Annotated in this window: 16 protein-coding genes; 12 read left to right on the forward strand and 4 right to left on the reverse strand. The window is 33.8% G+C overall.

What is annotated here, in order from left to right; all coding sequences use genetic code 11:
- Positions 1 to 172 precede the first annotated feature (172 nt).
- From HYN56_RS11745 to HYN56_RS11770, 6 genes are all read left to right on the forward strand, one after another.
- Complete coding sequence (locus HYN56_RS11745) at positions 173 to 922, forward strand: DeoR/GlpR family DNA-binding transcription regulator (RefSeq protein ID WP_109192342.1); 750 nt, start codon at positions 173 to 175, stop codon at positions 920 to 922.
- 136 nt (positions 923 to 1,058) lie between these two features.
- Positions 1,059 to 1,952: an alpha/beta hydrolase gene (locus HYN56_RS11750; protein ID WP_109192343.1), complete on the forward strand. Its 894-nt coding sequence runs from the start codon at positions 1,059 to 1,061 to the stop codon at positions 1,950 to 1,952.
- Between the two features lie 308 nt (positions 1,953 to 2,260).
- A complete protein-coding gene (locus tag HYN56_RS11755; protein ID WP_109192344.1) occupies positions 2,261 to 4,096 on the forward strand; it encodes an outer membrane protein assembly factor BamB family protein in 1,836 nt (611 codons plus the stop codon).
- Between the two features lie 198 nt (positions 4,097 to 4,294).
- Positions 4,295 to 5,776 carry a glycoside hydrolase family 10 protein gene (locus HYN56_RS11760; RefSeq protein ID WP_109192345.1) on the forward strand — a complete coding sequence of 494 codons (1,482 nt, stop codon included), beginning with the start codon at positions 4,295 to 4,297 and terminating at the stop codon, positions 5,774 to 5,776.
- A gap of 10 nt (positions 5,777 to 5,786) precedes the next feature.
- Positions 5,787 to 7,091 carry a serine hydrolase domain-containing protein gene (locus HYN56_RS11765; RefSeq protein WP_109192346.1) on the forward strand — a complete coding sequence of 435 codons (1,305 nt, stop codon included), beginning with the start codon at positions 5,787 to 5,789 and terminating at the stop codon, positions 7,089 to 7,091.
- Between the two features lie 255 nt (positions 7,092 to 7,346).
- Entirely contained in the window at positions 7,347 to 10,253 is a 2,907-nt protein-coding gene (locus tag HYN56_RS11770) for an FAD-binding and (Fe-S)-binding domain-containing protein (RefSeq protein WP_394336271.1), read from the forward strand.
- A 181-nt stretch (positions 10,254 to 10,434) separates the two neighbouring features.
- On the opposite strand, the gene HYN56_RS11775 is transcribed toward HYN56_RS11770, so the two are convergent.
- On the reverse strand, positions 10,435 to 11,592 hold the full coding sequence (locus HYN56_RS11775; protein WP_109192348.1) for a Gfo/Idh/MocA family protein: 1,158 nt from the start codon (positions 11,590 to 11,592) through the stop codon (positions 10,435 to 10,437).
- Between the two features lie 394 nt (positions 11,593 to 11,986).
- Between HYN56_RS11775 and HYN56_RS11780 the strand changes: the two genes are divergently transcribed.
- Together HYN56_RS11780 and HYN56_RS11785 are read left to right on the forward strand one after the other, a co-directional pair.
- Positions 11,987 to 13,921 carry an amino acid permease gene (locus HYN56_RS11780; RefSeq protein WP_109192349.1) on the forward strand — a complete coding sequence of 645 codons (1,935 nt, stop codon included), beginning with the start codon at positions 11,987 to 11,989 and terminating at the stop codon, positions 13,919 to 13,921.
- A 147-nt stretch (positions 13,922 to 14,068) separates the two neighbouring features.
- Positions 14,069 to 15,163 (forward strand): DUF695 domain-containing protein, encoded by a 1,095-nt coding sequence (locus HYN56_RS11785; RefSeq protein ID WP_109192350.1) that lies wholly within the window; start codon positions 14,069 to 14,071, stop codon positions 15,161 to 15,163.
- A 234-nt stretch (positions 15,164 to 15,397) separates the two neighbouring features.
- On the opposite strand, the gene HYN56_RS11790 is transcribed toward HYN56_RS11785, so the two are convergent.
- Positions 15,398 to 16,642 (reverse strand): aminotransferase class I/II-fold pyridoxal phosphate-dependent enzyme, encoded by a 1,245-nt coding sequence (locus HYN56_RS11790; protein WP_109194783.1) that lies wholly within the window; start codon positions 16,640 to 16,642, stop codon positions 15,398 to 15,400.
- 432 nt (positions 16,643 to 17,074) lie between these two features.
- Here HYN56_RS11790 and HYN56_RS11795 point away from each other — a divergent pair, with 432 nt between their 5' ends.
- The 3 genes from HYN56_RS11795 to HYN56_RS11805 all read left to right on the forward strand — a co-directional run bounded on the left by HYN56_RS11795 (position 17,075) and on the right by HYN56_RS11805 (position 20,020).
- Positions 17,075 to 17,533: an Lrp/AsnC family transcriptional regulator gene (locus tag HYN56_RS11795; protein ID WP_008462051.1), complete on the forward strand. Its 459-nt coding sequence runs from the start codon at positions 17,075 to 17,077 to the stop codon at positions 17,531 to 17,533.
- A gap of 374 nt (positions 17,534 to 17,907) precedes the next feature.
- Positions 17,908 to 19,311 (forward strand): dihydrolipoyl dehydrogenase, encoded by a 1,404-nt coding sequence (gene lpdA, locus HYN56_RS11800; RefSeq protein ID WP_109192351.1) that lies wholly within the window; start codon positions 17,908 to 17,910, stop codon positions 19,309 to 19,311.
- Positions 19,312 to 19,474: 163 nt separating this feature from the next.
- Entirely contained in the window at positions 19,475 to 20,020 is a 546-nt protein-coding gene (locus HYN56_RS11805) for a lipocalin family protein (RefSeq protein ID WP_109192352.1), read from the forward strand.
- 57 nt (positions 20,021 to 20,077) lie between these two features.
- On the opposite strand, the gene HYN56_RS11810 is transcribed toward HYN56_RS11805, so the two are convergent.
- Both HYN56_RS11810 and HYN56_RS11815 read right to left on the reverse strand, forming a co-directional pair.
- Positions 20,078 to 20,452: a DoxX family membrane protein gene (locus HYN56_RS11810; RefSeq protein WP_109192353.1), complete on the reverse strand. Its 375-nt coding sequence runs from the start codon at positions 20,450 to 20,452 to the stop codon at positions 20,078 to 20,080.
- Between the two features lie 240 nt (positions 20,453 to 20,692).
- Positions 20,693 to 21,874 carry a vWA domain-containing protein gene (locus HYN56_RS11815; protein ID WP_167398307.1) on the reverse strand — a complete coding sequence of 394 codons (1,182 nt, stop codon included), beginning with the start codon at positions 21,872 to 21,874 and terminating at the stop codon, positions 20,693 to 20,695.
- Between the two features lie 167 nt (positions 21,875 to 22,041).
- On the opposite strand from HYN56_RS11815, the gene HYN56_RS11820 reads away from it, so the two are divergent.
- Entirely contained in the window at positions 22,042 to 23,328 is a 1,287-nt protein-coding gene (locus HYN56_RS11820; protein WP_109192355.1) for an anthranilate synthase component I family protein, read from the forward strand.
- Positions 23,329 to 23,470: the final 142 nt, after the last annotated feature.

Below are 23,470 nucleotides of genomic sequence, written 5' to 3' on the forward strand. Positions count from 1 at the left end.
TATTTTTAAAAAATCTTTCAAATAACGCAAAATAACGCATTTTTTAAATAGCTATTTTTTTGTATTTCGGATTTTTAATTAAAACATGCAAACTAATGCAGATATTAAGAGTGCTTTTATATTTCAATAAAATTATTTGATATATTTGTCGTGAACTTAAACTTTTAATACAATGCTGAAAGCCGAAAGACATAAATATATCATGACGAAACTTGTTGAAGAACAAAAAGTTGTCACAACTGATTTGGCTTTGGCTCTGGATTTATCGGAGGACACAATTAGGAGAGATTTAAACGAACTGGATAGTAAAAAGCTCTTAGAGAAGGTTTACGGTGGGGCAGTGCAGGTAACGGAAAAATCGACCGACGTTTTTAATATTAATATATCCGGCGAGGACGAAAAGAAGAGGATAGTTACAAAAGCATTGTCTTTACTTCATGATGATCAGGTGATTATAATGAGCGGCGGAAGCACTAATTTAGTTTTTGCAAAGCTAATTCCGGCAGATTTAAAAGCTACTATTTATACTTATAGTCTTCCAATAGCAATGCAGTTATCACAGCATCCAAATATTGATCTGATCTTTATTGGGGGGAAAATGCAGAAAAATGCAATGGTAACAATTGGTATGGATGTGATTCAGGTAGTATCAAAAATTAAAGCTGACATTTGCTTTATAGGCGCCAGCAGTATTAATATAAAACAAGGTTTGACAGAGATTGGATATGAAATCTCAATTGTTAAAAAAGCCATGATAGAAGCTTCTGACAGAGTGGTTTCGATGTTTTCTTCTGATAAACTGAATACGAAAATGCCTCATGTCGTTTGCGATTTAAAACAATTGGATACTATTGTCACTGATTTAGATCCGGAAGATATCAGTCTTGAAGAATATAGAAAATCCGGAGTTTTTATACTTTAAAGAAATACCATTTATAATTATTTTTGCATGTTTTTGCGTTATTTGTATTTGATTTTGTTAAATAACGCAAAATAATGTAATTGATTTGTTTTTTGTATATATTTGTTAAAACTATTTTCTAACAAAACCATATTATATGAAAAGCCATTCCTCTACTCCAAATAGACTTCAAAAAAGTGAGGAAACCTTATTTATAAAAAAGCATAAGGTAAAAACACTTTATACCTTATATTTAATTCTCTTGTTTTTTTCTGCAAAAGCAGCTACAGTTGACACAATTCAGGTTTTTAGCCCTTCAATGAATAAGAATATAAAAAGCTGTGTTATATTCCCGGAGAGTTATAAAAAAATGGATAAAAAATTTCCCGTGGTTTATCTACTTCATGGATATAGCGGAAATTATGGTTCCTGGGCAAAAGATTTCAAAGAACTAAAAAGTCAGGTAGATCAATATAATTTTATTGTAGTAGGCGTAGACGGAAATTACTCAAGCTGGTATTTTGACAGTCCAATTGATCCTAATTTTAAGTATGAAACTTATGTTATAAAAGAATTAGTTCCTTATATAGACAAAAAATACAAGACTCTTGCCAATCGTGAAAACAGAGCAATTTCAGGGTTAAGTATGGGAGGACATGGCGCTTTGTATTTGTCTTTCAAACATCAGGATGTATTTGGAGCAGCTGGAAGTATGAGCGGTGGAGTAGATTTCAGACCATTTCCTGATAACTGGGATATTAAAAAACGTCTTGGCACTATCACGGAATTTCCTGAGAATTGGGATAAAAATACCGTTACCAATATGCTTGATTTGGTAAAAGACAATAATTTAAAGTTGATTATCGATTGTGGGGTTGATGATTTTTTTATGGAAGTAAACAGACAGCTTCATGCTAAAATGTTAACCTTAAAAATAAATCACGATTATATAGAACGCCCGGGAAAACATGATCTTAAATATTGGGAAAACTCTTTAAAGTTTCAGTTGCTGTTCTTTAATAATTTTTTCAACGACAAAATAAAAAATTAGATAAGTAAGTGTGTGTTGCGATTTTACCCATAAAAAAAGTAATGCATAAATTTTGGTTGGTTACCTATCCTAACAGGTTTTTAAAACCTGTTAGGTATTTTTTCAATCAATTAAAATAGTCACAGATTGAAAGAATTTAAAAGATTTTTTTCCATAAATCGAGCGATAGTGAATTGCTGAAGCATAAATTTCCAAGAATTAAATCTGCCGAATCTGCGTGAGAAAAAAAATTGTAGAGATGCACCGCATTGCATCTTACACAAAGACATATAATTTAAATGAAGGTTTAATAAATAAAAAAAACACCAATGAAAAATCTATTTTCAAGAATATTATTGCTTTTTATAATAGTTTCCGGTTTTTCTCAAAATCCGGAAAAATCAGAAAATATCAAGTTTATACAGCTTACCGACCTGCATGTTTCAGTAGGAAATGATAATGATTTTTTACTGCAGAATATCGTAAAAGAAATCAATAATTCTGATTTTGAATTTGCAATTGTAACCGGAGATTTGACTAATCGTGGTGCCGATGATGAATTAAAACAAGTTCATTCCATACTTTCTAAATTAAAAATACCTTATTATGTAATTTCAGGAAACCATGAAACAAACTGGAGTGAAAGCGCCGGTTTGACTTATAAAAAAATATTTGGAGAGGATCGGTTTGTATTTTCAAAAGGAGATTATGTTTTTATTGGATTTCCATGCGGGCCGTACATGAAAATGGGCGACGGATTTGTGAAACACGAAGATGTGCTTTGGCTCGATAAAACCTTAAAAGAAAATCTTAAAAACAGCAATAAAAAAGTGCTGAATTTTGCTCATTATCCGTTAGATAACAGCGTCAGCAATTACAAAGAGGTACTTTCGGTTTTAGAAAAATATCCAACTGTTGCCACTTTTTGCGGTCACGGACATACCTTAAGAAAATATGATTTCTCTGGTTTGAGCGGTATAATGGGAACTTCTATCACTTCGCTTGACGGAAAAACAAAAAGTTATAATCAGGTAATTATCAGCAAAGACAGTATCAGTATCTATCAAAAAGAAATAGATAAACCGGGAGTTTTTAGATTTTCGGTTCCGTCAAAACCTTCTAAAATTACAATCCCGAAAGATAGCTTGGCAATGCAATCTCCTTTTATAAAAGATATTGCTTCTATTTACAGCCTTCCGGCATTTGATAAAAAGAACCTTTATTTTACAAATTCTATTGGAGAAATAAAATCGGTAAATTTGAAAAACAAAAGTGTGAACTGGAAAACCGAAACAGGAAATTCAATTTATTTTTCGCCCATCATTGTAAAAAATAATTTAGTTATTGGTACTATCGAAGGAAATCTGCAAGGTTTTGATACACAATCCGGAAAACAAAAATGGACAATTCCGGTTGGCGGTGTTTTGGTAGGTTCGCCAATTGCAGAAAACAATAAAATTTATACAGCGAGTTCAACAGCTTTTATTTGTGCAGATGCTGTAACGGGTAAAGTAATCTGGCAAAATAATTTACCAGCATCTTATTCGCAAGGAGTTCCTTTAATACAAGGCGATAAAATAATTTTTGGAGTTTGGGACTCGTACGTGTATTGCTTGGACAAAAACACAGGAAAACTAATCTGGAAATGGAATAATGGTAATGATAAGCAAATTCTGTATTCGGCCGGAAATGTCAATATGGTTGCAACAAAAAGCCGACTTTATTTTGTTACGCCACAGCGTTTCTTAACCATTTTAGATATTGAAACGGGGAAAACGCTTTTAAGAACTTCTAAATGGAAAATTAGAGAATCAATGGGGAAAAGCCAGGACGGCAAATGGTTTTATGGCAAAACAATGGATGGAGAACTGGTAAGAGTACCATTGAACGATACTATTGAGTTGACAGAAGAAAATGTAATTGCACAAAGTAAAGTTCTGGATCTAAAATTAGGATACGAGCACAATCCTGCAGGAATAGTAGAAAATAAGAATAAAATTTATATTGGAAGCCGAAAAGGAGAAGTGATAATCGTCGATGCAGCCAAATTTGAAATCATCAAACAAATTAATCTGGGAAGTTCAAGTGTAAACGGATTTGCAGTTGATGATAAAGGACAAGTCTGGGCTTCACTAATTGAAGGCGGAATCTTTTTGTTGGAATAATTTTTTAAGAGTTTTTTTCTAGCCAACAAATTTTCTCGCAAAGTCGCAAAGTTTTTTTCTTTCATGAGCTTTAAGTAATACTTTGCGACTCTGCGACTTTGCGAGATTAAAAAGAAAACTTAGCGAACCTTGCGTAAAACTTAGCGAACTTAGCGGTTAAATTATTAAACGACAACTAGCTAATCAAAATATAACCTTATGAAAAACCTAAAATTCATAATCCTAATATTGCTCTTTCAAACAAAACTTTTCAGTCAGGAATCTCCCAAAAGAGAAATGCGTGCAGCGTGGATTTCTACCGTAGATAATATCGACTGGCCATCAAAACCAGGTTTGTCAGACAAACAGATGAAAGCTGAAATGATTAGCATTTTGGATAATTTGCGATCTAATAATTTAAACACCGTAATTTTTCAAATCCGACCAACGGCTGATGCATATTACAAATCAACAAAAGAACCAGCTTCGCATTGGATAACCGGAACTCAAGGCGTTGCTCCCGGATTTGATCCGTTGCAAATGATGATTGATGAAGCAGGAAAAAGAGGAATGAACGTTCATGTTTGGCTGAATCCGTATCGAGTACAAAAAGACACTGTAAAAGATGTATTGACTAAATCTCATTTATATTTTAAGAAACCAGAACTGTTTTTAACCTACGGAAAATCAAGATATTTTAATCCGGGTTACAAAGAAACCAGAGATTTTGTGTCTTCTGTAGTAGGCGAGATTGTTCGAAATTATGATATTCAGGCCGTTCACATGGACGATTATTTTTATCCGTATAAAATAGAAGGACAAGAATTTCCGGATGAAAAAGCTTTCGCTAAAGAACCTCGTCAGTTTAAAGACAAAGACGATTGGCGAAGAGATAATGTTGATTTAATCATCAAGCAAATCAGAGATACTATTATAGCCAATAAACCAGAAGTTGAATTTGGAATTTCGCCTTTCGGTGTATGGCGTAATATTGCGAAAGATTCTCAGGGTTCTAACACTAAGGCAGGAGCCACCAATTATGATGATTTGTATGCCGACATTTTAAAATGGCAGAAAGAAAACTGGATCGATTATGTAACACCGCAATTGTACTGGCACATAGGTTTTGACAGAGCTAATTTTGAAATTTTGGCAAAATGGTGGGCAGAACATAAATATGGTGCAAAAGTTTATGTTGGTCATGGCGATTATAAAATTTCGAATACCGCAAAAGAGCCGGAATGGAGGAGTCCGGATCAAATAGTAAAACAAATAGAAATGATTCGTAAAATGCCTTTGATAGACGGTTCGATGCATTTTACAGCAAATTCATTTTTCAAAAAAGGCGATACGTTAAGAAATGCTTTAATTGAAAAACAATATAAATATATTGCTTTAACTCCTGAAGCAAACAGAATTACAAGAATAAAACCAAATGCGCCAACCAATGCAGTAATTGCTAAAAAAGGCGATAAAGCAGTTTTAAGCTGGAAAGCCGAAATGTACGATAAGAAATATGTGATTTACAGATTTTCAAAAGGAAAAATTACTGATTTCTCCAATTCGGCAAATATTTATTACGTGACTACGCTTACAAAATTGGAAGTTCCAAATCCTGATTTAGAAAATTATGTTTATGCTGTTTCAGCTTTAAGTCAGACCCAAACGGAAAGTATTCCAGTAGAATTTGCAACAAAATAAAAATGTAATAATGAAAAATAGAACATTTAAAATTGTATTCGCTTTTTTGATTTTTTCAGGAATAAGTGGTTATGCTCAGAAAAATTCCAAAAAATCTTTTGATGTAAAACGAAATGAAGTTTATATCGATTCAATGATGACCAATGCGATTGAGAAAGGATTTTTTCCTGGAGCTCAGGTTATGGTGGGAAACAAGGATGCTGTTTTTATTTCGAAAAATTATGGCTTTCAGGATTGCTCTAAAAAACACGCTGTGAAAAATGAGGATGTTTACGATCTGGCTTCGATGTCTAAAGTTTTGGGCGCAACGTTAGTAACTATGCGTTTGGTCGGAGAGGATAAAATAAAATTGACGGACAGAGTAGGCGACGCAGTGCCTTTTTTTAAAAACACTCCAATTGCCGATTTAACGCTTTTTGAATTATTAACACATACTTCAGGATTAAAAGCCAGCATTACTTTTTATCAAAGTCTGCTTTCAACACCCGATGGTTCGCCGCTTTTGAGTGATAAAAAATCTGCAGAATATCCGGAATTGTTTGATACTATGTATGTAAACAAAAATATAATTTACGATGTCAATTATCTTTCGTTTACACCCAAAGAAAATTGGATTCAGGTTTATAAAAATATGTGGCTGAATCCTGAATTTTACAAAACAGTTTATGAGCAGATTGCTAATGCAAATGTTAATCCACGAGGAAAATATGTGTACAGCGATTTAAATTTACTTTTGGTAAAGGAAATGATCGAAGCCAAAACAGGAAAAAAACTCGATCAATTGACTAATGAAATTTACACAGAATTGGGTATTTCTAAAATTGGATACAATCCTTTAAAATGGACATCTATTGAAAATGTAATGCCGACAGAATTAGATAATTTCTTTAGAAAAGATACTATTAGAGGCTATGTTCATGATGAAGCCGCTGCAATTTTTGGAGGTGTTTCAGGAAATGCAGGCTTGTTTGCCAATGCTCAATCCATTGCTGTTATCTGTCAAATGTTATTAAATGACGGAAAATTTCAAGGAAAACAAATTCTGAATGCGAAGGTGGTAAAAGAATTTACACAATCGCCTTTAGCAAAAGAAGGAATCTACCGCGGACTTGGCTTTGATAAAAGAAAACCAGATGAATTTTTCAAAGCAGATGATTTTGGTCACACGGGTTTTACAGGAACTTTTTTCTTTATGAACCCGGACAATAACAGATTTCTCATTGTTCTAACCAATCGCGTAAATCCAACAAGAACCAACAGATTAATGTACAAGGATGATTTTATGGCAAAAATCTGGAAGCAGATTAATAATTAAAAGTTTACTAAAGATTTAAAGGATTAAGAAGAATTTTTCACGCAGATCCAGCAGATTTCGGCAGATTTGATTTTAGATAAAAAAGAATCTGCAATATCTGCTTAAATCTTTTTTAAATCTGCGTGAAATAAAAATCCTTTTTAATCCTTTAAATCTGTGGCAAAAAAAAAAGAAATATAACTATTGAAATTACAGTAATTTTGTAATCTCATCAACAAAAAATAAAATCAGTTTTAGACAACAAATTAGAATATAATGTCAAACCAAGAGTTACAGCAGTTATCCGAATCATTAGAAGGAACACTTTTATATGATGATCTTCATAAAACACTTTATTCTACCGATGCATCGGTATACAGAATTAGGCCAAATGCTGTGGCACTGCCAAAAACTACGGCAGACATCAGTAAGTTAATTCGCTTTGCGTCGAAACACAATATTTCTGTTACGCCCAGAACAGCCGGAACTTCATTGGCAGGTCAGGCGGTTGGAGACGGATTGGTAATAGATGTTTCGAAACATTTCACTAAAATACTTGGATATGACGAAGCAAAGAAAACCGTTACGGTGCAGCCAGGAGTAATTCGTGATGAACTGAATTTATTCTTAAAACCTTATAATGTATTTTTTGCTCCAATCACTTCGACTTCAAACCGAGCGATGATTGGCGGAATGGTGGGAAATAATTCTTCAGGAACCACTTCGATTCGTTACGGCGTAACGCGTGATAAAATTGTTGAGGTAAAAACGATTTTGAGTGACGGAACAGAAGTAGCTTTTGGCGAACTGACTTCTGCTGAATTTATGGAGAAGACAAAAGGAGATACTTTAGAAAATAAAATCTACAAAAGCGTTTACGACGAACTTTCGATAAAGGAAAATCAGGAAGAAATTATAAGAGAATTTCCAAAACCGGAAATCCATAGAAGAAATACAGGTTATGCCGTTGATATTCTTTTAAAATCAGAATTATTTGGCGGAACTGAATCAACAGTAAACTTAGGAAAACTACTTTGCGGAAGCGAAGGAACTTTGGCTTTTACAACCGAAGTTACTTTAAAAGTAGATGATTTGCCGCCGGCTCATAATATTATGGTTGTGGCACATTATCATACCATTCAGGAATCTTTAGAATCTGTTGTGGTGGCAATGAAACATCATTTGTACACTTGTGAAATGATCGACGACACGATTTTGGATTGTACTAAAACAAATCGGGAACACATTAAAAACCGTTTCTTTTTAGTTGGAGAACCAAAAGCAATTATGTTGTTTGAAGTTGCCTCGCACAATTTAGAAGATGCAGAAAATCAAGCGAATGCGTTAATTGCAGATTTAGATAAACACAATTTTGGTTATGCCAGCGTTAAAATTTACGGGCCAGATATTGATAAAGCCAACGAACTTAGAAAGGCCGGATTAGGTCTTTTAGGAAGTATTGTAGGCGACGATAAAGCAGCCGATTCTATCGAAGATACAGCGGTAGAATTAAGTGATTTACCAGCATATATTGCTGAATTTTCAGCCATGATGTTAAGCCACGGACAAGAAGCAATTTATTATGCACATGCCGGTGCAGGAGAATTACACCTTCGTCCGGTTTTGAACTTAAAGAAAACATCTGACTTAAAATTATTCAGAACCATTGCAACGGATGTGGCACATTTGGTTAAAAAATATAGAGGTTCGTTAAGTGGTGAACACGGAGACGGAATCGTACGCGGTGAGTTTATTCCGTTTATGATTGGGGATAAAAACTATGAATTGCTAAAGAGACTTAAATTAGCTTTTGATCCAAACTCAGTTTTAAATATTGGAAAGATTGTCAATGCCCTGAAAATGGACGAAAACCATCGTGTTATTTCGGGAAGGGTAGAACCAGATATTAAAACGTTTCAGGATTTCTCAGACAGTTTAGGAATTTTGCGTGCAGCTGAAAAATGCAACGGTTCTGGCGATTGCCGAAAAATGCCATCAGCAGGAGGAGCGATGTGTCCTAGTTATCGAGCAACCAGAAATGAGAAAGAAACCACTCGCGCACGTGCAAACGCTTTAAGAGAATATTTGACGTATTCTGAAAAAGAAAACAAATTTGACCAGAAAGAATTATACGAAGTTTTTGAGTTGTGTGTAAGCTGTAAAGCCTGCGCCAGCGAATGCCCAAGTAACGTAGACGTTGCGACTTTAAAAGCCGAATTTTTATACCAATATCAAAAAGCAAACGGATTCTCAACTCGAAGTAAAATCTTTGCCAACAATGCCAAACTGAATAAAATGGGAAGTTTGTTCCCGTCAATTACGAATTTTATTTCGAATCAGTCATTGGTTAAAAAATCAATGGGAATTGCTCCTGAAAGACAGGTTCCGCTTTTAGCGAAAAAGACTTTTAGAAAATGGTATCAAAATCATAAGCCAACAGCAACAGATTTTCCAAATGGAAGATTGTATCTGTTTGTAGATGAATTCACGAATTATTACGATGTTAATATCGGGATTGATGCTTTCGAATTATTAACCAAATTAGGTTATCAGGTTTTGGTTGTAGATCATGAAGAAAGTGGCAGAACGTATCTGTCAAAAGGTTTTTTAGAAGAAGCGAAGAAAATCGCCAATCATAATGTAAATGTGTTTAAAGATTTGGTTTTAGCCAATGCGCCTTTAATTGGAATTGAACCTTCGGCTATTTTGACTTTCAGAGACGAATATCTCCGTTTGGCCGATGATAAAGAAGCTGCGGAAAAACTATCTCGAAATGCATTCACAATCGAAGAATTCTTCAAAAAAGAAATCATAGACGGAAAAATAACTCCTGATTCATTTTCAGACGAAACTAAAGAAATTAAAATTCACGGACATTGCCATCAAAAATCTCTAAGTTCTGTTGAAGCTACTTTTGCCATGCTGAATTTGCCTAAAAATAATACAGTTACTATTTACAATTCAGGTTGCTGCGGAATGGCAGGTTCATTTGGATACGAAAAAGAGCACTACAAAGTGAGTATGCAGATGGGAGAAGATACTTTATTCCCAAAAGTACGTAACACCGCCGAAAATGTAAAAATTGCGGCTGCAGGAACAAGTTGTCGTCATCAAATTTATGACGGGACAAAACGTGAAGCACAGCATCCGGTTAGTATTTTGAGAAGCTGTCTAAAATATTAGATTTTAGAGTGTAGATATTAGATTTTTTTTTCACGCAGATTTTGCAGATTCACGCAGATTTTATTTTAGATTTAAATAAAATCTGCTCGAATCTGCTTAAATCATTTTAAATCTGCGTGAAAAATTATTTAGATAAAGATTGAAAAATCATTCTAATCCTTTTAATCTGTGGCAAAAAAGATCAAAGTATAATTTTCTTACCAGTTTCAGCCGCTTTATAAATAGCATTAATAATTCTAACATCTTTAATTCCTTCTTCGCCAGTAATATGATTGGGAAGTTTTTTATTGGCTAAAATCACTTTACAAATCTCATCCATTTGGGTTTGCTGCTGATTGATAACCGGGAAATTAAATGGTTTCCCATCCGATCTTTTGCCTATAAAAGGACCATAACTGACAGCGGGACTCATTTCAAAGAAACCTTCATCTGCAGCAGCGTAAAATCTATCAATGCCAAAACCGTAAGAACTACTACAATTCGCAACAGCACCACTTGGAAATTCCATTTGCCAGGTAATATTTTCTTCAACCTGAGAAAACCTGTTTTTGTTGTTTATATTTCCAAATTGTGCGGTAACAGCAATTGGTTCTTCGCCTAAAACATAACGCGAAACCTGAATGCAATAAATTCCTAAATTAATCAAACAACCGCCTCCGGCCCATTTTTTAGTCAGTCTCCATTGGTTGCGGGCATTTAAATCGACTGGTTTATTTATGTCATGAACATCATAAGTACTATAACCTAAACCAGTTTCAATATAACGAACCTGTCCTAAAACTTTTTCTTGTCCCAGACGTTTTATTTCTAGATGATTTGGTTCATAATGCAAACGATAACCCATTGCCAATTGCACGTTATTATCGTTACAGGCTTTTATCATTTCTTCGCAATCTTCAGCAGTAATCGCCATTGGTTTTTCTACGATAACATGTTTTCCTGCTTTTGCAGCGCGAACAGTAAATTCTTTGTGCAATGCATTTGGAGTGACAACATAAACCATGTCAATATCTTTGTTTTTGGCAATTGCATCGAAGTTTTCGTAATTGTATATATTCTTTTCAGGGATGTTATATTTTTTCTTCCATGCTTCGGCTTTAGAAGGTGTTCCGGTAACAATTCCCGCAAGTTGACAGTATTCAGAAACCTGTAGACCTTCAGCTAATAATGAAGCATAGTTTCCTAAACCGCATAAAGCAATATTTAATTTTTTTCCGGCGTAAGGCACATGAGTTTTTTCTGTTTCGGTTATAAAAGAAGGAAGCGTAGTCATTGCTACCGAAGCTCCAACACCAAGTCCAAATTTATTTACAAAAGAACGTCTTGAGATTTTTTCCATAAAATAATTCTTTAAAATTAAATACTACTTAATTAGTAAGCTCATTTTGAGAAATGTTACATTTGTTCCAGAAATAGATTTAACTACAAAGAATACTAAGAGTTGAAGAAAAGATTAAATTTTTTTGCCACAGATTAATTAGATTAAAATGATTTTTTTATAAGGTTGGATTAAGTTTTTTAATCTGTGCGAATCCATTCAATCTATGGTAAAAAAATAATTCGAGAAATTAGTGGCAGAAAAAAAACTTAGAGTCTTAGCGACTTTGTGGCAGAAAAAAACACCACTCAAAACAAAATCGTTTTATATATTTGATTTAACGATAAAATTTGCATTATTTGCAAAATAAAACAAAAACGACTGAATTAAATTAATTTATAACAGCAAAACATATATGACATTTTCAAGTTTATTCCGAAAGAAAACAGTACAGGATATTCTGAAGCAGGTTGCACAGAACGAAACAGACGGTCATAATGCATTAGGAAAACATTTGACTACAAGGGATTTAACAGCTTTCGGAATAGCAGCTATTGTTGGAGCAGGAATTTTTAGTACAATTGGAAAAGCCAGTGCAGACGGTGGGCCAGCGGTAATCTTTTTATTCTTATTTACCGCTTTAGCATGTAGTTTTGCCGCTTTCGCTTATGCTGAGTTTGCATCTATGGTACCAGTTTCAGGAAGTGCTTATACGTATTCTTATGTAGCTTTTGGAGAATTAATTGCATGGATTATTGGCTGGGCATTAATTATGGAATATGCCGTCGGAAATATAACCGTTGCCATATCGTGGAGTGATTATTTTACTGGACTGCTCCAGAGTGGCGGAATCCATTTACCACAATGGATTCAGATGGATTATCTAACAGCTTCAAACGGATTTAAAGATGCCGAAGCTTTAATGCGAGGCGGAAAATCGTTTGAAAATTTAAGTACAGCTTTACAACAGGCACATACAGCCTGGACAACAGCTCCAACAATTGGATCTTTCCATTTTGTAACCGATTTGCCGGCGTTGTTTATTATTATCCTAATTACTGCTTTGGTTTACAGAGGAATGAAAGAATCTCGTAATGCGAGTAATTTAATGGTTGTGGTAAAACTTTGTGTGGTACTTTTAGTAATTGCAGTTGGAATATTTTATGTAGATACAGCAAACTGGAATCCTTTTGCGCCAAATGGAGTAGGAGGCGTTTTAAAAGGAGTTTCTGCAGTTTTCTTTGCTTATATTGGTTTTGATGCGATTTCAACAACTGCTGAAGAATGTAAAAATCCGCAGAGAGATTTACCACGCGGTATGATGTGGGCAATTATTATCTGTACTATTTTGTACATTGCTATTGCCTTAGTTTTAACCGGAATGGTAAAATATCACGAATTAAATGTCGGAGATCCTTTGGCATTTGTTTTTGATAAATTGGATTTAAAATGGATGTCAGGAATTATTGCGGTAAGTGCGGTAGTAGCAATGGCAAGTGTTTTATTGGTTTTTCAAATGGGACAGCCTCGTATTTGGATGAGTATGAGTCGTGATGGTTTATTGCCAAAGAAATTCTCTACTGTTCACCCAAAATTCAAAACGCCCTCTTTTGCTACAATTGTAACCGGTTTTGTAGTGGCAGTTCCAGCATTATTCTTAAACTTAACAATGGTAACGGATTTATGCAGTATCGGAACTTTATTTGCCTTTGTTTTGGTTTGTGCAGGAGTTTTGGTGTTACAAAACAAACCTGAAATTCCGAGAGGAAAATTCAAAACGCCTTATGTCAATTCAAAATTCATTTTGCCGGTATTAATGATTGCAGGCTTGTATTATGCTTTTGCTTTCAACAATAAAGCGACAATGGCATTTATCAATAACGAACCACAGATTTACGATGCGACTTCGATTGTAACTTCTTTAGATAAATCAGAATCGGAGAAAGTTTTTAAATATTTAGAAAGCATCGAAGTAAACAATAAAACAGCTGAAACATCAGATTTAGAACATTTATTAGGGCAATATCAAGACGATGAAGCAAAGTATGCTGAAGTTGTAAAAGGATTGCCAATTGCAGATAATGCAAAATACGAATCTGGATTTAGTTTGTTCAAACACAAAATTCCAATGTGGATATTCTTATTTGTTTTGGTTGGATTAGCGGTTTGGGCATTCAGAAAAAATCTGTCTTTGATTCCGCTTTTGGGATTAATCTGCTGTTTGTACATGATGGCCGAATTAAGTGTATGGAACTGGATTTATTTCACCGTTTGGTTAATAGTCGGATTGCTGATTTATTTTGGCTACAGCCGAAAAAATAGTAAACTGAATACTGAAAATATAGTTTAAAAAGTGAAATTTTTATAGAAAAGCCGTTCTAAGTACTTCAGAACGGCTTTTTGTTTTTTGGAATTTTTTATAGAAATATTCTTATGTTTTAAAAGCACTTTTCCTTAAGTTTGTTTTTAGTAAAAAATTAAAATTAATAAGTAATACATGGGTTTTCTTGATAAAATATTGGGCAAAAAAGAAGCTCCAATACAATCTAATGCTGATTTTTGGAATTGGTTTTTAAAAAATGAAAAAGAGTTTTTTAAAACGGTTCAAAACGGAGAAAATATAAATAAAGAGTTTTTTGATAAACTAGTGCCAAAATTAGATGAAGTTCACGATGGTATTTATTTTTTAACTGGAATGTTTGATGATAAAACAGCTGAACTAGTTTTTACTCCAGACGGAATTATTAAAAATATCTATGCAATTGAAGAACTAGTTCATAGTGCTCCTCAAATTGAAGGCTGGAAATTTACAGCTCTTAAATATGGGACAGATAAAGATGATTTTAGTATTAATTATGAAGGAGAAAAATTTTCTACAAATAATTTAAAATTTTATCCAACCATTCATAAAAACTATCCTGATGAAATAGACCTTACTATTGTATATAATAATTATGTTGAAGAAAATAAATCGCAAATAACCAATGCGGTTTATATTTTCTTAGATAATTATTTAGGCGAATTGCATTCAGTTACTTTAATAGATAATATGAAAGTACTGGGATCAAATGATATTTCTGAAGAATTGATTCCTATCGAAAAATTGAAAGATTATTTAATTTGGAGAGAAAAGGAGTTCGTTGAAAAATACGAAGGAACGAGACATAATACAGAAAATGATGGTTATGCAAATTATGAAGGAAGAACTAAAGAGGGACTTATGGTTTTGTCTTTAATGAATACTACACTTTTAGAGTGGGATAAAAAAGCTTCGCATCCTTGGGTTTTTATCATTTCAATTCCTTTTGAAGATTGTAATAATGGAGGATTACCTGATGAAAGAATGTACAAATTGTTAGATGAAATTGAAGAGGAAATAATGTCCGTCTTACCAGATTCAGATGGTTATTTAAATCTTGGGAGAGAAACAGTAAACAATAAAAGAGAAATCTTTTTCACTTGTAAAGACTTCAGAAAACCATCAAAAACTGCAGATCAATTAATCAAAAAATATGCTGGTTCATTTGATATAAGCTACGAAATCTACAAAGATAAATACTGGCAAACGTTTAGACATTACGAGCCAAGATAAAGCACAAAAAGCCGTTTTTATAACCTTCAAAACGGCTTTTTTATAAAAATCCGCTTAGAGAAAAATCTCCAGCGGATTCAAACAATCTAATAAAAATGTGCAAATTTATTTATAGAGGAATGTTTGTTTTTATTTTGAATAATTTTTCTCACGCAGATTCCACAGATCTAGCAGATTTTTTTTATAGTTTCTATATAAATCGGCATAATCAGCCAAATCTGCGAGAGAAAAGTTTTAGTGAATCTCTGTGTAAACTTCTTGGCGAATGGCTACGGAATTCAAAACGCCAAGTTCAACCATGCAAGCCCTCATCATTTCGTAAGTACGCTGAATATCATTATCCAAACCAATAGAAAAACGAATCAAGCCATCTGTCAATCCCATTTCTTTCTGTTCTTCCAACGGAATCTCGCTAGAAGTTGAAGTCCCAGGCGCGCTGAATAATGTTTTATAAAAACCTAAACTAACAGCCAAATAACCCAGATTTCTTTCCTGCATTAATTCCATTAATTCATTGGCTTTTTCTAAAGTTCCAACGTCAATCGTTAACATGCCACCGAAACCATATTCAGGATTAATCATCGTTTTATACAATTCATGACTCGGATGACTTTTTAATCCCGGATAAACCGTTTTTAAACCGTCTTTTTCAAACATATCAGCCAGAAAATGCGCATTATGACTGTGTTGTTTAATTCGGATATGAAGTGTTCTAAGGTTTTTCATCACACTTGCAGAACGCAGACTGTCCATCGTTGGTCCTAAAAGCATACTTGCTCCCGAATTTACATTTTTCAAAGAATTGATAAACTCTTTGGAAGCACAAGTCACGCCACCAACTGTATCACTGCTTCCGTTAATGTATTTTGTCAAACTATGAATCACAATATCAGCACCTAATTTTGCAGGAGAAACCGATAATGGTGAAAATGTATTATCAACAACCAACTTCAAATTATGCTTTTTAGCAATTTTAGCCAAACCAGCAATATCAGCAACTTCTAATAAGGGATTACTAACGGTTTCGCAATACAAAACTTTCGTTTTTGGCGTAATTGAAGCTTCTACAACGTCAAGTTTAGTAATGTCAACAAAGCTTGTTTCGATGCCAAATCTTGGTGTAAAGTTTTTCAAAAAAGCATAAGTGCCACCATAAATAGTTCGGCTTGAAACAATGTGATCACCAGCGCCACATAATTGTAATAGAGTAGGTGTAATCGCTCCCATTCCAGAAGCCGAAACATTCGCGGTTTCTGTTCCTTCCATCGCTGCCAAAGCCTGATCTAAATACAAATTACTAGGCGAAGAATGACGTGAATATAAATAACAACCTTCCATGTTCCCCTCAAAAGTATCAAACATAGTTTTCGCCGAAAGAAAAGTATAAGTAGAAGAATCAGAAATCGACGGATTAACACCGCCAAATTCGCCAAAGTATTGTAAATCCTGAATTTTATCTGCTGGGTTGAAGTTTTTCATAAGTTGATATTTTATTGTTTTTTGAAATTGAAATTGATTTTTGAAATTTTTAGAAGCTAATCCAGCTTTCCGTTTCAAGTCCTCATAAAAAAGTCAAAGTTTCTAATGTTCTAAAAAGAGCTTCCGTTGGTCGCTTTTTTAGAACAAGAAACTTTTGCCTTTTTTACTCCGGGCTTTCCACTTCAATCTGGGCTAGGGCACTCGTTTTCAAAAGAAATCCTGTTCAAAATAAGATTTAATTAGAAAATTAATCAACTATAAAATCAGTAATTAGATTTTAAAACTATAAAAATGTGTTTGTTGTGATTTTTAATCTAAATTTGACTCTAGAATTATAATTCAGTAGATTTTCTTTCTTTTCAATAACTATCGACAATCAACCAAAAAACATCAACCAAAAAACATCAACCAAAAAACATCAACCAAAAAAACATGACTTTAGACGCCATAGATAAAAAACTGCTCGTTTTACTACAAACCGACAGTAAAAAAACAACCAAAGAATTATCCTTAAAATTGGATCTTTCTGTCACAGCAGTATACGAAAGAATCAAAAAGTTAGAACGCGAAGGCATAATAAAAAACTACGTCGCCTTAGTCGATAAATCTAAAATTGAGAAAGGTTTTGTAGTTTTTTGTCATTTAAAACTAATTCAACATACCAAAGAATTCTTGACCAAATTCGAAAGCGAAGTCATCAAACTAAATGAAGTTTTAGAATGCCATCACGTAAGTGGCGATTATGATTATATTCTAAAAGTTTTAGTAAAAGATATGGAAGCTTACAGAGAATTTCTAGTAACCAAACTCACCTCATTACAGCATATTGGAAGCACGCAAAGTATGTTTATGATTAGTGAGGTCAAGAATTCAACAGTGATTTCTTTTTAAAAGGTTCAAAGGAGCAGAGAGGCAAAGGTTCAAAGAGTTTTCTGTAGAGATGAACAGCAGTGCGTCTAACGTCTAGTTTGTCATCCTGAACGAAGGATCACACGCGAAACTCTACAAAGATTGGCGATTTTGCATGCGGAGCTTCTAGTGTGATCCTTCGTTCCTCAGGATGACAAGCTTGATTATAAAATTTACGACTATGTATCTTTGCGAGACTAAAAAAAACAAAAAAACTTAGCGACCTTAGCGTAATTCTTAGCGCCCTTTGCGGTAAAATCCTCCTCCAAAATTTCACGCAAAAAACATTGAAAATTAAACTTTAAACAGAACTTTATTGCTTAATTTTGTAACCGCTAAAATAAAAACAAAATACTATGAGTTCATTTGACGTAGTCATTATAGGTTCAGGTCCTGGAGGATATGTATCAGCAATTCGTTGCGCACAATTAGGTTTCAAAACTGCAATTGTAGAAAAATATAATTCATTAGGCGGAACTTGCCTTAACGTAGGTTGTATTCCTTCAAAAGCATTATTATCTTCTTCACATCATTATGCAGAAATCGCTCATTTCGCAGATCACGGAATTGAAGTTTCTGGAGATGTAAAAATCAATTTAGAGAAAATGATCGCGCGCAAACAAGCCGTTGTAGATCAAACCGTAGGTGGAATCAACTACTTAATGGATAAAAATAAAATTACTGTTTTCAACGGTTTAGGTTCTTTCGTAGACGCAACGCACATTGCTGTTGCAAAAGCTGACGGAACTTCTGAAACTATCGAAGCAAAATATACTGTAATCGCTACAGGATCAAAACCATCTTCTTTGCCATTTATCAAAATCGATAAAGAAAGAATCATCACTTCTACTGAAGCTTTAGCTTTAAAAGAAGTTCCAAAACACTTAGTAATCATTGGTGGAGGAGTTATCGGAATCGAGCTTGGACAAGTTTACCTTCGTCTTGGTGCTCAGGTTTCTGTAGTAGAATTCATGGACAGAATCATTCCGGGAATGGATGGAGCTCTTTCTAAAGAATTGACTAAAGTATTGAAGAAACAAGGAATGAAATTCTACGTTTCTCATAAAGTAAAATCAGTTGAAAGAAACGGCGATGCTGTTGTTGTTCAAGCTGAAAATGCAAAAGGAGAAACAATCACTCTTGAAGGAGATTATTCATTAGTTTCTGTTGGTCGTCGTCCTTACACAGACGGATTAAACGCTGACAAAGCTGGAGTAAAAATCTCAGACAGAGGTCAGGTAGAAGTAAATGATCATTTACAAACTAATGTTCCAAATATCTATGCAATTGGTGACGTTGTTCGCGGAGCGATGTTAGCGCACAAAGCAGAGGAAGAAGGAGTAATGGTTGCTGAGATTTTAGCGGGTCAAAAACCACATATCGATTACAATTTAATTCCTGGTGTAGTTTACACTTGGCCAGAAGTTGCTGCAGTTGGACAAACTGAAGAGCAATTAAAAGCGGCTGGAGTTGCTTACAAATCGGGAAGTTTCCCTTTCAAAGCGTTAGGACGTGCAAGAGCAAGTGCTGACTTAGACGGATTCGTAAAAATCCTGGCTGATGAAAAAACAGATGAGGTTTTAGGAGTTCATATGATTGGTGCCCGTACAGCAGATTTAATTGCTGAAGCGGTTACGGCTATGGAATTCAAAGCTTCTGCTGAAGATATTTCAAGAATGAGCCACGCGCACCCAACTTTCGCGGAAGCGGTAAAAGAAGCAGCATTGGCAGCAACAGAAAATAGAGCTTTACACGTATAATTTTACGTTTAATACTAATATTTAAACCCCGTTAGAACTCAGTTCTAGCGGGGTTTTATTTTGGGCTAAATTTAATGCCTGAAAAATATAAACTTGAAGAAAAATTTTGTAAATTAGATGTGTAATTCTGATGTTATCTTTATGATAATAAAAAGATTACATCATGAAAAATAAATATATAGCTCCTGTTTTACTTGGAGCAACAATCGCTTTCCTATTATATTCCTGCAGTAGTTCAACTATTCCTAAAAATGCACAAGCAGTCGTTGATTTTGACAAAGCCAAATATTTAGGAAGATGGTACGAAATTGCAAGATTGGATTACAAATGGGAAAGAGATTTAGATAATGTTACTGCCGAATATTCTCTTAACGAGAATGGAACCATAAAAGTCGATAATAAGGGCTATAATGTCAAAAAAGACAAATGGGAACAGAGCATCGGGAAAGCTAAATTTGTCAAAAAGGACAACATTGGTATGCTTAAGGTCTCATTTTTTGGTCCTTTTTATTCTGGATACAATGTAATCGCAATAGACAATGATTACAAATATGTTCTTGTTGCCGGAAAAAGTCTGGATTATATGTGGTTACTTTCCAGAGATACTACAATGCCGGAAAGTATAAAAGCAGATTTTTTAATTAAAGCTCAGGAAATTGGATATAATGTCTCTAATCTGATTTGGGTAAAACATGATAAAGCCCATTAAATAATAAACCCGACAGTTAATAACTGTCGGGTTTTTATTTTGTGAAACGTTTTTAAATCAAGGAGTAAATACACTTCTGTAATTATCCCAGTATCTGTATATCAGGAATATATTACCAACGAAGAGTAGAACCGCAATAGGAAGACCTTCCGGAGCTAAAAAATAATTGATAAAAAGGATATTGATTGTGATAGGTAAAATCAGAATATTGGCCAGAGTTACAAAACGACCGCTGACGAAGGCAAGTCCGCAAAGTAATTCTACTGATTTTGCCAAAGGCATTAAATACGTCGCAGCCATTAAACCAACATTAAAGGCTTTGAAATTTCCGGTAGTTTCCGGTTCGGGCATCAGGTGGAAAAAATAACTGATCGATGCAAAAAGCAACAAAAGACCAATTAAAACACGGACAATAATGGTGGCAATTTTCATATTACTTAGGATTTTTTAAGGTTAAAAAATATAATTAAGTTATTGGAAAAGATGCAAGTTAAAGTCTCAAATTAGAATCACAAATTATATTTTTTGTGGTCTGTTTTTAAGAAATTTACAATCAAATCAGGTTAATTTTGGCATTAATCTAATTGTATATCAAATATAACGAATTTTTTCTTATTAAACAGCTGTGTTTTTAACCGTTTTATTGGTTTTGAAATTTTCTTCCAGATCTTTTTACTTTAAACTTTCATTTATCAATCTTTCCATTAGTTTATTTAAATATTCGACTTGATAATCCCCTACAGATGCAATAAGATGATCGTTTCCAATACCGCTATCGTTTGTAATAAATACATAAGTTCCGTTCGTCGCTATTGCCATATAGCGCATCAAAAACTCAGTTTCTTTGTCAATACCGCTGGCAGTAATCGGAATAATCTTGATTCCTTTTTTACTTGCTGTTTCAACTAAATCATGAATTTCAGATACAATCTGGTCTTCATAATGAGGTGGCGCATCTAGCACTAGAAAAAGTATTCTTGAAGTTGCATTTTCTGACCACTGTAAGTTATTAATTGATTTATCTAAGGCAGTTTCAACAGCTTCTGGAAAATCACCTCCCCCAGCTGCAGATTGTTCTTTTATAAAGTTGATTGTGGTGTTAATATTAGAAGAGAAATCGGAAATTTTGGTTACATATTCCTCTCCTTGATCTCTGTAAAACACCGCGCCCATGTTCATTTTTACGTTTTGATTTTCATCCTTTACTTTTGATATTACATCAGCTAATTCTTCTTTTAAGTAATCAATTTCATCTCCCATTGATCCTGTTGCATCGACCATAAACGCAACATCTATTATTTTTTCAGAATTCCTTTTGATGTAATTTTTTACGGATAAATCGTTGCTTTTTAATTTGCTGTATTTTTGAATGTTTCCAAATATCTCATTGCCAACTTTTACTTTCAAATTTTGTAAATCTGATTTTTTTGAGTTTTTTAAAAAAGGCCACAATACAGCATTTCCTTTATTATTGGTTCTAGAAATCCAGACTATTTCATCATTTGAATTAAGTAATGTCACTGGCGTATCAATTACGTTTTCTGAACCTGATTTTATCTTTACAGAAATTCTATCTCTTAAATTGTATTTCCAATAATTACTCATTTCCGAAAATTCAGAGTTTTCATTTAAGGATTCCCAAAATGACCAATTATTTAAATCATTCCATTCTCCTGCCGTTATTTGGCCTGCTTGAATTTGCAATTGCTGTTTAGGTTCTTCACTTTCTGAACTTGATGCATCTGTAGTTACTGCAGCTTCATCTCTGCTGGCAGACTCCATTTTTACATCTGCAGATGATGAGCTATCTGCCTTTTTGCAGGAAAAAAGTAAAAAAAATACGAATAAGCTCATAAGGCTTAATTTTAAAAGTGTTTTCATAAAAGTTGTAAATTGATTGAGTTTTTGATTGTTAAATGCACGTGAATTATTACAAATTCGATACAATAAAAAGCGTGCCAATAATTTTAAACATTAGTTTTTTTTTGTTGTAATTTTGTCACTTAAAAAAATATTCATTTTTGAGAGTTTCTATTACCAAGCCCATTTCAAATCCGGAGCAGTTTAAAGAGCAGCTTTTAAATTGGGCACAACAGTTTCGAGAAGTCGTTTTTTTAGACAGTAATTCCTATCCACAGCAATATTCCAGTTTTGATTGTTTATTGGCAGTTGATGCTTTTACGTCTTTAAAGACTGATTATTACAATGCTTTTGAAGATTTAAAACAATACCAGCAAAATACTAAAGACTGGTTGTTTGGATGTCTATCTTATGATCTTAAAAATGATATTGAAAATCTTCAATCTAATAATTTCGACGGATTAGATTTTCCTGATTTGTTTTTCTTTCAGCCTAAAAAGATTTTTATTCTGAAGGAAAATCAGCTTGAAATGCAGTATTTAATGCTTTGTGACGATGAGGTTGAGGAAGATTTTGAAGAAATTATAAAGATTCAAAACGAAACATTTGTCACACTGAGCGGAGTCGAAGTGAAGCAACGAATTTCTAAAGATTTGTATATCCAAAAAGTAAATAAAATGCTCGAGCATATTCATATAGGAGACATGTATGAAGCTAATTTCTGTATGGAATTTTATGCAGAAAATGTCGTTATAAATCCGTTTGAGAAATTTCAGAAACTAAATGAAATTTCAAAAGCCCCTTTTTCTGTTTTCTTTAAAAATTACAAACAATATCTGCTTTCTGCTTCGCCGGAGCGCTATTTGAAGAAAGTGGGAGATAAAATTATTTCTCAGCCTATTAAAGGAACTTCTAAACGTTTTTCTGATTTAGAAGAAGATGAAAAATCGAAAGCAATTTTAGTTTCAGACGAAAAAGAACGCGCTGAAAATATCATGATAACCGATTTAGTTCGAAATGATTTATCACACACGGCAAAAAAAGGATCAGTTGAGGTTGAAGAGCTTTGTGGTATTTATTCGTTTCTCCAAGTTCATCAAATGATTTCTACTGTAGCTTCAAAATTAGATTCGCAATATTCGGCAGTAGATGTTTTAAAAACAACTTTCCCGATGGGAAGCATGACTGGAGCACCTAAAATTTCGGTTATGCAAATTGTAGAAAATCTGGAAGAAACTAAAAGAGGTTTATATAGTGGTGCGGTAGGATATTTTACGCCCGAAGGTGATTTTGATTTTAATGTCGTAATTAGGAGTATTTTATACAATCAGGAAAACAAGTATGTTTCATTTTCAGTTGGAAGCGCCATAACAGCACAATCAGTTCCAGAAAAAGAATACGAGGAATGTTTATTGAAAGCCAAGGCAATGCATGAAGTTTTGCGTTAAAGATAAATCGCCAAGACCCGAGCGATAGCGAACTGGCGAAGCAATTACACGAATTGGTACGAATTATTTTTTTGCCACTCCCGATAGCTATTGGGATAAAAAGATTTACACAGATTTTTTAATCATTTGAATCCTTTTAATC

Source organism: Flavobacterium crocinum (assembly GCF_003122385.1).
Taxonomy (GTDB): Bacteria; Bacteroidota; Bacteroidia; order Flavobacteriales; family Flavobacteriaceae; genus Flavobacterium; species Flavobacterium crocinum.